13 protein-coding genes are annotated in these 11633 nt (G+C 42.2%); 3 read left to right on the top strand and 10 right to left on the bottom strand.

Features of this window, described 5'->3' with window-relative positions; genetic code table 11:
- Positions 1-22: 22 nt before the first annotated feature.
- Genes Q0785_RS03180 through Q0785_RS03170 form a run of 3 tightly spaced genes read right to left on the bottom strand, consistent with a single transcriptional unit; the run spans position 23 to position 5516 of the window.
- A complete protein-coding gene (locus Q0785_RS03180) occupies positions 23-1180 on the bottom strand; it encodes a restriction endonuclease subunit S (RefSeq protein WP_298825341.1) in 1158 nt (385 codons plus the stop codon).
- Positions 1155-2738, bottom strand: coding sequence for a type I restriction-modification system subunit M (locus Q0785_RS03175; protein ID WP_298825338.1), 1584 nt, complete (start codon positions 2736-2738; stop codon positions 1155-1157). The genes Q0785_RS03180 and Q0785_RS03175 overlap by 26 nt, the downstream gene beginning before the upstream one ends.
- Positions 2739-2756: 18 nt before the next feature.
- Positions 2757-5516, bottom strand: a complete 2760-nt coding sequence (locus Q0785_RS03170) for a type I restriction endonuclease subunit R (protein WP_298825336.1) — start codon at positions 5514-5516, stop codon at positions 2757-2759.
- Positions 5517-5683: 167 nt separating this feature from the next.
- On the opposite strand from Q0785_RS03170, the gene Q0785_RS03165 reads away from it, so the two are divergent.
- The gene (locus Q0785_RS03165; protein ID WP_298825333.1) at positions 5684-5956 is read left to right on the top strand and encodes a hypothetical protein; all 273 of its coding nucleotides are present in this window, start codon (positions 5684-5686) and stop codon (positions 5954-5956) included.
- Between the two features lie 106 nt (positions 5957-6062).
- Here the strand turns inward: Q0785_RS03165 and Q0785_RS03160 are convergent, their stop codons facing one another.
- The 5 genes from Q0785_RS03160 to Q0785_RS03140 all read right to left on the bottom strand — a co-directional run bounded on the left by Q0785_RS03160 (position 6063) and on the right by Q0785_RS03140 (position 8363).
- Positions 6063-6356 carry a hypothetical protein gene (locus Q0785_RS03160; protein ID WP_298825330.1) on the bottom strand — a complete coding sequence of 98 codons (294 nt, stop codon included), beginning with the start codon at positions 6354-6356 and terminating at the stop codon, positions 6063-6065.
- A 12-nt stretch (positions 6357-6368) separates the two neighbouring features.
- On the bottom strand, positions 6369-6611 hold the full coding sequence (locus Q0785_RS03155; protein ID WP_298825327.1) for a hypothetical protein: 243 nt from the start codon (positions 6609-6611) through the stop codon (positions 6369-6371).
- Positions 6604-6804: a hypothetical protein gene (locus Q0785_RS03150; RefSeq protein WP_298825326.1), complete on the bottom strand. Its 201-nt coding sequence runs from the start codon at positions 6802-6804 to the stop codon at positions 6604-6606. Before Q0785_RS03150 ends, Q0785_RS03155 begins: the two co-directional genes overlap by 8 nt.
- A 141-nt stretch (positions 6805-6945) precedes the next feature.
- Positions 6946-7611, bottom strand: coding sequence for a hypothetical protein (locus Q0785_RS03145; RefSeq protein ID WP_298825325.1), 666 nt, complete (start codon positions 7609-7611; stop codon positions 6946-6948).
- A 221-nt stretch (positions 7612-7832) separates the two neighbouring features.
- Positions 7833-8363: an Ltp family lipoprotein gene (locus Q0785_RS03140; protein ID WP_298825322.1), complete on the bottom strand. Its 531-nt coding sequence runs from the start codon at positions 8361-8363 to the stop codon at positions 7833-7835.
- A 278-nt stretch (positions 8364-8641) separates the two neighbouring features.
- On the opposite strand from Q0785_RS03140, the gene Q0785_RS03135 reads away from it, so the two are divergent.
- Positions 8642-9007 carry a PH domain-containing protein gene (locus Q0785_RS03135; protein ID WP_298825319.1) on the top strand — a complete coding sequence of 122 codons (366 nt, stop codon included), beginning with the start codon at positions 8642-8644 and terminating at the stop codon, positions 9005-9007.
- Between the two features lie 216 nt (positions 9008-9223).
- The gene (locus Q0785_RS03130) at positions 9224-9466 is read left to right on the top strand and encodes a hypothetical protein (RefSeq protein WP_298825316.1); all 243 of its coding nucleotides are present in this window, start codon (positions 9224-9226) and stop codon (positions 9464-9466) included.
- Between the two features lie 352 nt (positions 9467-9818).
- On the opposite strand, the gene Q0785_RS03125 is transcribed toward Q0785_RS03130, so the two are convergent.
- Both Q0785_RS03125 and Q0785_RS03120 read right to left on the bottom strand, forming a co-directional pair.
- Positions 9819-11117, bottom strand: a complete 1299-nt coding sequence (locus Q0785_RS03125; RefSeq protein ID WP_298825311.1) for a TRAP transporter large permease — start codon at positions 11115-11117, stop codon at positions 9819-9821.
- On the bottom strand, positions 11114-11602 hold the full coding sequence (locus Q0785_RS03120) for a TRAP transporter small permease (RefSeq protein ID WP_298825308.1): 489 nt from the start codon (positions 11600-11602) through the stop codon (positions 11114-11116). Before Q0785_RS03120 ends, Q0785_RS03125 begins: the two co-directional genes overlap by 4 nt.
- Positions 11603-11633 lie beyond the last annotated feature (31 nt).

Genomic DNA, 11633 nt, shown 5'->3' with positions numbered 1-11633 from the left:
TTCTTTTTCTTCTTGTATATGCTTATACAAACATCCCCTGCATAAACCCTTTCTTCTGTTCTTCTAAAGCTAATAACTTTTCATTTTCTTTTCTTAACTTTGTATCCAAATTATTTAAAATGCAGCTAATTTTCCTCTGCTCTATAACTGACATAGGCGCTAAAAACTCAAATTCTTTCATATCTGCTTGAAAAAGGTGTGGAATTGAACTTCCTGAAACTTTCAAATGTATAAGTTGCTTAAATTCCCGTCCAAGCATTACTTGATATAGGTAATCTGGAAGAATAGAATCAGTCATTCTTACAAGCATCATAGTTGAATTAATTGTGGCTTCTTTTGGTAATTTTTTAATTAATGCAGGATTTCCTAAAGAACCGTCTTTCGAGAAAATAATATCATTTTCTTCTAATGCAATTTCAATAGATTCTCTATAGCGGAAATCTGTAATTTGATCACATTTTCCCCATTGAATAATCCCTTTTTTTATGTGTTTTCCTGCTACTAAATAGGCGCCATTTTCTACATACTCTTCTTGCTTTAAACCTTTCCAACCAAGTCTTCCTTTTATAATCGCTATATCGCCTAGCCTAAATTTCTTCCACTCCTCAAACTCCTTACCATCCTCATCCTTAAACCGCAACTCCTGCGAGAAAATCTTCTGCATCATTCCTTTTTTAAACTGCTCCAACTTCTCAATTTTCTCTTGCTGTTTTTCAATCTTTTTGTCTAATAAAGTAAGGAATGAAGCAATCTTATCTTGTTCTTTTTGTTTTGGCACAAAGCGGACTAGGTCATGCACATCATTTCTATTTAAAGTAGGTACTGTAGAACCTGCATTGTATTTTTTTAAGTCTAACTTCTTATAAAAATAATAAATGAATTTTTCGTTATTCCCTTTAAAGTCAGTTACCCATAAAGAAGTATTATGCGGCCAATAATCTGATTCAGTAAAATGAATATTCCCAATAGTACCAGAGCGTCCTGTAAAAACTCCTGGCCCTTTAGCTTTAAACTCATTATGGAATCCTAAAATACCGTTTGAATAACCAATCGGGTATTCGCCAGGTATAATGGCGTCTTTCACTAAATCAAAACCTCTTTGTAGAGGAGCAATCTCTTTCACTTTTTTCTTTTCCCACTCCCCATCAAACCCATCAAATCTCAAGTGAGGTACGTTCACCTAAACCAACCCCCAATTCCTTAAAATACTTCTCCAGTTCCCGATCGATTTCTTCAATCTCCTGGTCAATTTCAGTCAATCTCACCTGCACAGCTTCCAGATCCACTGGCTCTTCTTCAATGAAAGTATCAACATAACGCGGGATGTTCAGGTTAAAATCATTCTCTTTGATTTCTTCCAAATTCGCAGCATATGAATACCGCTCAATCGTTACGCGTGATTTATACGTATCAACAATCTTATCGACATTTTCATCAGTTAAGTTGTTCTGATTCTTGCCTTTTTCGAACTCGTTTGAAGCATCGATAAAGATGACATTATCGTCTGCTTTGCGAGTCTTTTTGAAGACCAGGACACAAGTTGGAATAGACGTACCGAAAAAGACATTGGCCGGCAAGCCGATGACTGCATCCAAATAGTTCTTTTCTTCAATTAGGAACTGGCGGATGATCCCCTCTGCCGCTCCACGGAACAACACACCATGTGGCAAGACAACTGCCATCGTGCCGTTGTCATCTAGTTGATGAATCATATGCTGGACAAAGGCAAAATCAGCTTTGGATTTCGGTGCCAGACGGCCATAATCGCTGAAGCGTTCGTCGTCCAAGTACTTGGCATCTGCACTCCAGTTGGCGGAGTATGGTGGATTGGCTACGACTGCTTCAAAACGCATATCCACATGTTTCGGGTTTTCCAATGTATTGTCATTCTTGATATCAAAATCGGTATAGCGCAAGTCATGCAGCAGCATGTTCATGCGTGCCAAGTTGAACGTTGTCGTTGTCAGCTCCTGTCCGTAGAACAAGCGAACATTCGATTCTTTAGCAACGCGCAGCATCAATGAACCTGACCCACAAGTTGGATCATACACATTCTTTAAGTTTGGCTTGTCGTGTGTGACGATTTTTGCCAGGATTTTAGATACTTGCTGCGGCGTATAGAACTCGCCCGCTTTTTTGCCGGCATTTGCTGCAAATTGCGAAATCAAGTATTCATAGGCATCGCCCAATACATCGATATCCACATCATCATGCAGGAACGGAATATCGTTAATGCTGAGAATGATTTTAGCGATTAGCTTCGAACGTGATTTCACATCACGGCCAAGTTTCGTAGACGTCAGGTCCATATCATCAAAAAGATGCTCAAAGTCCTGCTGGCTGTTCGTGCCCAATGTCGATTCTTCAATCGCCTTGATGGCTTTATGCAAAAGCTCTACATCAAACGTCCCTTTATCGCCTTTTGGAATTTCCGTCACCATCGACGAAAATAGGTATTCCGGTTCGATGACAAAGCCGATTTCTTCAAGCAAAGTTTCAATCAAGCCTTCACGGTACTCTTCGTCTTTCCACGCGTCTTCATACGAGATATTGTCTTCTTCCAATAGCTTCGCAATCCGTGCTTCTGTCTTCTCTGATAGGTAGCGGTAAAAGATCAAGCCCAAGATATAGTTCTTGAAATCATACGCTTCCATCTGGCCACGCAGGTCATTAGCCATCGTCCATAGTTTCTTATGCAATTCAGCCTGTTGCTGACGTTGTTTTTCTGAAGTTGTCATTTTATCTTGCTCCTCTTGTTATGAATATTTCCTTACGTTGTCATAGATGAAATCCTTTAATGCCTGGACACGTTTGCGCTTTTCTTTGAAAGGCGCTTTGATGGCATCATTAATCTCCTGGTCAGGTGACACACCGCTGAACTCGTATTCCTTCATGAAATACTCCAGCTTTTCTTCAGCGACTTGCACCTTCTCAGACATCGCCTGGATTTCATTTTTGCGCCGCTCACTTTCAAAGTCGCGGTATTTCTGGTCGACCGAATCACTATTCGTCAATGTCGGTGCGACTCCTTTCAGGAACTCAAGCAACAGTTCCCGTTTCAGGCGCATGTCATCACTTGAAGCTTCATTAACTTCTTTGATGGCACGGCGTACGGCAGTATCGCGTTCCTGCTTATTTTCGTAATTGATATTGCGCAGCAGTTCCAGTATATAATCGACATTGATACGGTCGGTCTGAATCAATTCGATTTCGAAGTCGACGTCGTGGATGACAGAGACTTTTTCTTTATCTTCTCGGGTGTTGTCGTATAAATGAAGGAACTTGCTTTTGAAATCGTTATAGGTTTGTTCATCCATCCCCATGTCTTCGAGATTGAACTCATATTCAACGAATGTTTTCAGCTTGGTCAGCACTTTTGTCAGATCTCGGAATGCGATGACGAATTCTTTCTCTTTCGTCTCGCCTTCCAGCTCATCGACTGCTTCCGGTGTAGCCGCAATTTCCAGTAAAGCACCGAGCTGATCTTTAAAGTCCGCCAAGTACTCATTATACTCTTTCATCAGCACGGCGCCAGTGTCGCCCGTCTGAGAAAATAGCCGGACTGCTTCATCTGTTTTGTCTTTCAAATTGCGGTAACAGACAATATTGCCGTACATTTTTTTCGGCCCTTCGACACGGTTGGTCCGGGAATAGGCTTGGATCAATCCATGATACTGCAAGGGCCGATCGACATATAGCGTACTCAAGGTTTTGGCGTCAAAACCGGTTAGGAACATATTGACGACGATGAGCAGATCGATTTGTGCAGCCTTCACTTTTTTCGATACATCGGCAAAATAAGATGACGTGTTATCGGTCTTATGGTTGGTACCGAATTCTTTATTGAAATCGCCCATGACGCGTTCGAGTGCATGGCGGGAATGTTCCTGGTTATCGTCGCTGTCTTCATTCGTGCCATAGCTGTAGATGGTGGTGATTTTCAAGCCGGTATCGAGCTTCTTGAAAGCGTCGTAATACTTGATGGCTGCCGGGATGCTTTCCACTGCCAGCATGCCTGTGTATTTCCTGTTATGGGTTTTATTGTGATGGATGCTTGCGATATGTCCGGCAATCATACCGATCCGTTCGTCCGCCATCCAAAGTTCCTGCCGGTCGATGCCCGGTACTTTCGTGACATCATCACCCAGCTCTTTTTCTTTGATGGTGCTGATGTATTCGACGGAGAAGCCAAGGACGTTGCCGTCATGGATAGCGTCTTTGATCAAATAGGAATGCAGGCATTCCTGGAACAAGTCGGAAGTCGTGCGGCCATCCTGGCTTTTGTTCGCGACAAATAGCGGTGTTCCGGTAAAGCCGATGTATTGGGCTTTCTTAAAATGTTTTTTGATGAGCAGGTTCATGTCGCCGAATTGGGAACGATGGCATTCATCGATGACGAAAACGACTTTTTCATTTTCATAAAGCGCCATGATGTCTTTGTAGCGCTCATTCTTCACGGCATACGCCATCTTTTGGATGGTGGTGATGATCAGCTTCTGTTGGGTGTTCTTCAGCTGCTCGACTAAGACGCTGGTTTTCGTGGTCCGGTCGACTGAGCCTTCCTGGAATTTATTGAATTCTTTCATCGTTTGGTCATCCAGGTCCACCCGATCGACGAGGAAAATAACTTTCTTGATGTCTTGTTCCTGCGTCAGCAGTTCACTGGCCTTAAAGGAAGTCAGCGTCTTGCCACTCCCGGTCGTGTGCCAGACATAACCGTTGTCGCTGCTGTGGATCACTTGCTTCAAGATCCGCTCCACGGCGAAAATCTGGTAAGGGCGCATGACCATCAGGTGCTTGTCGGTATCGTTGATGACCATGTATTTGGTGATGACGTTTTGGATCATCTGCGGTTCCAGGAACGACGCCGTAAAAGCATCCAGCTTGGTGATTCGCTTATTGGCATCATCCGACCAGAAGAACATCAGGCTCTTCATCGGTTCCCGGTCGGAGTTGGCAAAGTACTTGCTGTCCACACCGTTGGATGCAACGAAAACCTGAAGAAAGTTAAATAGACCACCGTATGAATCTTTACGGTAGCGCATGATCTGGTTGAAGCTCTCTTCGAAATGGAGGCCACGTTTCTTCAATTCGACCTGCACGAGCGGCAAGCCATTGACCAGCAACGTCACGTCGTAGCGGTTGGTGTAGCGGCCGACGACCGTGGTTTGGTGAGTGACTTGAAGGTGGTTGTTTTTATAGTTTTGCGTATCCATCAATTGGAGATAAAGCGTGCTGTCGTCATCTCGTGCTATCGTCTGTTTATCACGCAGTAGCTTCGCGGATTCGTATACGCTCTTTCCTTCGATAGTTAGGAGCAGGCGTTCGAATTCCTTATCGGATAAATTGATGCCTTTGAGGTTTTCTTTGTTTAACCGGTTCATTTGTACACGGAAGTTTTCTTGTAGTTTTTTGATGGAAGGAATCGGGACTTTCTCGTATCCCATTTGAGCAAGCTGCTCAATCATCTCTTTTTCCAGCTGTGCTTCGGACTGTGTTTGGGATTGATAAACCATGTGCCTGCCCCTTTCAAATTTCCGCAGTAATTTACATAATTTTACCACAATTCAGGGTGTATGTAACTGAGTAAAAGAATAAGTGAGAATTTAGATTCGTTTCTATTTCGCTTTATTTAAGTAACTTTCTCTATTGATGCCCGTCTACCTAACAAGAGGTGAACCACATGAAAAAAGCTACTATCGGCATCCTACTTATATTCTTTCTCCTCTTCAGCGGCTGCTCTAACGCCGAGCCGGAGATTACAGAATCAGAGGCAGAAACGATTGTCGAGCAACGCCATACGAATTCGTTTGGAACAGTAGAAATCATTTCGATCAGCTATGAGCGCGGCCGGTATGTGGTTGAATGGGAGAACGAAGGGAATTGCGAATGGGGCGTTGATTACGTGGATGGACAGAGTGGTGAGATTGAAATGGGTGAGAGGACGATTTGCTGATGGTTTCCGTCTTCAAACTAAAGAAACCTCCAAGCATTCAATCTGCTTAAAGGCTTTCTCTACTCTATCTAGACAAAATGTAGTCCAAAAAGTAGCATGCAATTATTCAGGTTCTCCTCCTAAACACATTCATGCCAACACCGATTAATAGGAAAAGTACTCCGATGAAGATGAGCAATAAAAGAAAAGCTGCCAAGGCATAGGCAAACCCTTCTCCTTGCCCAGTGAGCTCACCAAGCTTTGGAATTCCACCCATAACGATAAACAACGGCGGAAGAACAATCAGTAACAGTCCAGTCACCAACAGTTTTTTTGGTTTGCTCATCCGAGTCAGTCCTCTCTTTTCAGTTTCCTTCCTAGGTAATGGTTTATCAATAAAACGAAGCTTCACTACTTCCACAGAAATTACCCTTCATTCCTCACGCTGCTTTCTGCTGTTCTTCCATACAGAGCTTATGACTTTGATGATCAGGACTGTCAGAAAAGCGACCGGAACGAGCCAGAGGATATACTCCCAATAAGACATATCCGTGCTTTGATAAAACAGAGTACCAATCATCGCTCCCATAAAGGCTAGGAAAAAGTTTAAAAAGGGATCGACTTTCTTTGTAATTATCGGTTCTTTCAACCAGTCTACTATTTTTCTTTTATTCATAGACATCCCCTTTTTTGCGCTTATTTCGTTTTTCCATGGCGGGCAAAATAAATGCATACAGCAGGAATCCCGCAATGGCTTGGCCGATGACGTGGGTCCACACAGGTGTCCCATTTAGTATGTATGTCACCACAAACCCGATCACACCAAAAACTACAGTTCCTAAAATCGTGTTTTTCACGCGTTTATTCATCTAATCCCACTTTCAGGTATCTGTTTGTATAAGCCTCTCTTTTTACTGATACCCTTCTGTAATTGCTGGAAACCGATTGCAAAATAATTTCCAAATTATTAAAAGCCCACATCACTGTGGGCTTTTAAATTTGTTTTTATTCTATTCTTCGCCCATTTCTTCCAAAGCTTCCGGATAGATGATTGTATCCACTACCTCCCCGGTTTCAGCATCTTCGATATCGATGGTGACTTCGTAGTTGTCAGAATCCGCACCGTCCAATAGTTGATAATAAGAACCAGCGATGCCCAGTGTCAAAGTAGCGATGCCGTCAAAGCTGTTTTCAAAGGCTTCATAGTCAACTTGAACAGTAAAGTTGTCGTAGTTGCTGGATGCCTCTACTGCCTGGATTGATGGATAGTCGCCGGATTCCGGGATCTCGTTTTTCGCACTCTCGATGTTACCAGCGAATTCATTCAACATTTCCTTATGCTGGGCTTTCGACATTTTATACGTAATGGAGCCGTCGTCATTGACGGTCGCTTCTTCTACGTTTTCGGCTTCCGCTTCCGCACCTACTTGTTCCAGATCTTCTTCCGCTTCAAAGAAAGACGGCGGAATGGTCACTTCAACATTGAAGAGACCTTTATCGACGTTAACGCCTTCGCCTTCTTCAGCAGAATCGGTTTCTTCTGACTCCTGTGAATCCGGCAGCATTTCTTCTGCGCTTCCAGTGTCTTCAATCGGTTCTGTTTCCGGGGGGTTGTCGCTCGAACAAGCGGCGAGTGCCAGTCCACTTGCAGCCAGTATCATTGCAAATTTTTTCATAAAAATCCCTTTCTGTTCTGTAAGTGGGGGTCTCCACTACATTTTTGGTATGTGTCATTTATTCGGTCGCGTTTTCCATTGACATATGCATTATTACGTTGAATAATGAATTAAAAAAATTAGGCTGCCTAACTCCCAAAAGATTTTGGGAGCACGGCAGCCTTTATTTATATAACTGATCCAGATTGCTATTTTAGTCTAATAAACTGTTTTTCTGTTTATTACTCTAAGTTTTCGACTGCATAGTTGGCTTCTTCTTGTGTAAACTGTCCGCCGTACTCCGATGTCAATTGGTCACGGATAGCTTCAGTAGACATACTCATGGACTCCTGATAGGTTTTAGCAGATTCCAAGGCGTTTGCATTCCAATCGGCTTCGACATTGTCGATAGCATACTGTGCAGCATCTTCTGGGAACTGACCGCCGTATTCAGATGTCAACTGATCGAACACACCAGCTTTCGACATGTTCATCGTGTCCGAATATGATTGAGCTTGTTTCAATGCAGACTGAAACTCCTTAGAAACTTCGGGCTCAGCCGGCTCTTCTTCAACTGGTTCCTCAGTTTCAGCTGGTTCTTCAGCTACTTCTTCCTCTGCTGGTGTTTCTTCTGTTGCGGGTGTGGTTTCTGTCTCGGTTGCTTCTCCCGTTTCAGTGGATTCTTCTCCGCCTCCCGTCAAAACTGCTAATGCAATAATCAACACTAATATGCCAAGGATACCAAGACATCCAATCTTAAATACTTTTTTCATTTTTTTCCTCCATTGTATCTTTATTACTTTTTTGTTGTGATCTACTATACAACGATAACAGTTGTAGCATTTCATGTCTAGAAGCCTTTTTAGATGTTCTTGAACAATTCCATCGATCATTCAGCTCTTCAATTCCTTCTAAGATTGCTGAAGGTGCAAATCCTCTTTGTTCTGCAGATTGATTTCATTGCAGAAATTTTTTCTAAAGTTAAGGTTCCCTTTCCTCAAATTCCAAGTTATGCCATACTGAAGCCAGAAACAATAAGGAGGAATTTTTTATGGCAGAGTTAAATGCAATGTTGGCATGGACGTTTACACAAGAAATCGAGGTGCCGACGTCGGTTAATGAGTTGTTAGTTCCAGGTGAAGTGGCGCAAATCGCCTATAAGACGGTCCGCGATACAGCAGTCGTGACGAACAAGCGCTTCATCATTTCCGACAAGCAGGGATTGACGGGCAAGAAAGTCGAGGTCTACAGCATTCCTTTCAAATCGATCATCATGTACTCATCGGAAAACGCTGGCACGTTTGATTTTAATACGGAGCTGGAGCTATGGACGAGTATCGGCAAGTTTAAATTGAATTTGGCGAAGAAAGTTGATATCCGTAAACTTGACAAGGTTATTGCGGAAGCGATTCTATAAGCATCAGTTAACAGCACTATTACTACGAATAAGCCATTCAGGTTTGATTTATAAAACCACAGCCAAAACAATAAATAGACCCCTAATTAGCAATACAATTAGAGGTCTATTTTTATTGAAATATAAGAATAGGAACTCCCATACTTTTACCATATGGTAAGGTATATTAAGGAGCAAATTTAATAGGAAGTTAATACAAGTTAAGGAGTGGAGGCAATGAAAAAAGGATGGATTTCAATCATCGGAGGATTCGTTTTAGGAATAGTTATTTCCTTCTTTACACTTGAATACAACGGTTGGCAAATTATAAGACACGGTAGAGATGGGATCGCTTACCAAAAAATCAACGACCTTGATATTGATCTTCTGCATAATTCTTTCTTAATTATCGTTGTATCTTGTATTGGAATTTATTTAGTTTTAACTTTGCTTGAAAAACGAAGAAATAGGGTTAATTAGAAAAAAGGTGATACGGTCCTATAAGAGTCAGTCACCTTTTCTCTCTATTTAAAAATCCTTTCAAGTTGGAAGGTATTTTTCTGACTTAATTCACCCATCCTTTATCTGGCTATCCTATTTACAATTTGAGTAAATGAGTGGATTCCATGACTATCAGATGCAGAAAATCTTTAAAGTGGTTCCGGGTATGTGGATCACTATTTCCAGCACAATATGAAATTCAGAAAGAGCCAGGGCTTTTCTCCAATTGAGAAGATTCGTCTCTCTTATCAATAAATCCAAAACAAAAAGGTGACCGGCCAAACGTTTTAAAACGTCTGGCCGGTCACCTTCTCTAATGCTATGCATAATTTCACTCCATCAAATCCGGTAAGAACATCACGAGTTCCGGTATATAGGTCACCAGTGCAATAACCATAAACGATACGATTAAAAATCCCGGTAAATATCTTAAAATGGAACCCATAGTAGCATCTGCTATTTTACCGGCTAAAAACAAATTGATGGCCATTGGCGGAGTAATGAGGCCAACCGCTAATGTGACGACTACAACAATTCCTGCGTGAACTGGATCGAGCCCTACAATTGGCACCAAAATAGGATAGACAATAGGTGTAACCAAAATAACTCCAGTTACAGAATCCATCAGCATACCGATTAAAATCAAAAAGAATAGGATGATCAGCAGGATAATCCAGGTTTGATCCGTCAGCTCTAACAGGAATGCCGCGAGGCTCTGTGGAATCTGCTCGATTGTCAGCAACCTGGAGAAGATAGTGGCAAAAACAAGTGTCACCATCAGCATAGCGGTATTCAATGCGGATACTTTAGTAGCTTCAAAAATCTCACTCAAATTGAGTTCCCTGTATATCAATGAACTTACTAAAATCGCATAAACCACTGCTACGACTGCTGATTCTGTTGGCGTAAAGAATCCGCCATAAATCCCGCCAATGATAATGACCGGCATAAGCAATGCCCAAAAAGCTGACTTTCCAGTAACGATAATTTTGCGGAGCCGCTTTTCATTCCCTGCCATAAGCTGCGATTCTTCATTTTCCCTCAACTCAAATTTCCGCACATACAGCTGATTGACAATGATGAACCCTATGATAAAAAGAAGACCCGGAATAACACCGGCGACAAATAGATCACCAATAGATGTATTCGAAATGAATCCATACATGACCATCGGGATGCTCGGCGGAATTATGGCGCCTAGAAAGGCTCCTGAAGCGGTTAAAGTAGCGGCATATCCAGCAGGATATTTGGCTCGTTTCATTTCAGGAATCATCATTCCACCGACTGCTGCAACAGTCGCAACCCCCGAACCCGAAACGGCACTGAAGAAACCACTGGCTAGAATGGTGATAACTCCAAGAAACCCTTTTACTTTTCCGACCAGCGAAGCTGAAAAAGAAACTATTCTTCGCGAGATGCCACCTTTACTCATCAATTCCCCAGCGTATAAAAATAGAGGGATAGCCATCAGCGGAAAAGAATCGAGACCCGAGTAAAGCACTGCTGAAAACATATCCGGTGCCAGATTCGATCCGAACAAGATATAGACTAAAGAAGCAAAAGCAAATGAGAAAACTATTGGAGCTCCACTCAAGAGAACAATGATAAAGGTCAGCAACATCAAAATCATTTAAGTTCCCTCATTTCTCTTATGCTTTCAATAATCTTAATGAGAAAATGTACCAGCGTCAAAACCCCGCCAACTATTAATGGCAGAAGAACCAACCACATGGGAAGCCTTAGAATATTTGTGCGTTGCCCAAATTCCAACTGTTCCTGGAAGTAACTGAAAGATAGATAGACAAGTGCAGCAGCAAAGAGGGTTCCTAGAACCTGTATAAATAGATCTACGGCTTTTTTCTTTCTAGGAGTGTTCAAAAACGCATCGAGCAAGTCGATGCGTATATGGTAGTTTTGTTGAAAAGTAGCGGCTAGCCCCAGATAAGTAATCCATAACAAAGAAATTTTCGCTACTTCTTCAGTCCAGGGGATCGGAACCGGCATCAGTTTTCTTGCCACCACTTGTATAAAAACTACGGATGACAAAAGAATGAGTAAGCCGGTTACAATGATATTCTGCAATTGTGCACTGAATTGCAGGTATTTCTTTAGCATGCCCTCTCCCCCTTAATGAAAATTAAGATAG

The organism is uncultured Planococcus sp. (genome assembly GCF_947501725.1).
Lineage (GTDB): Bacteria > Bacillota > Bacilli > Bacillales_A > Planococcaceae > Planococcus > Planococcus donghaensis_C.
The sequence above is the reverse complement of the archived record's forward strand: the minus strand, read 5'-3'. Positions and strand labels throughout refer to the sequence as shown.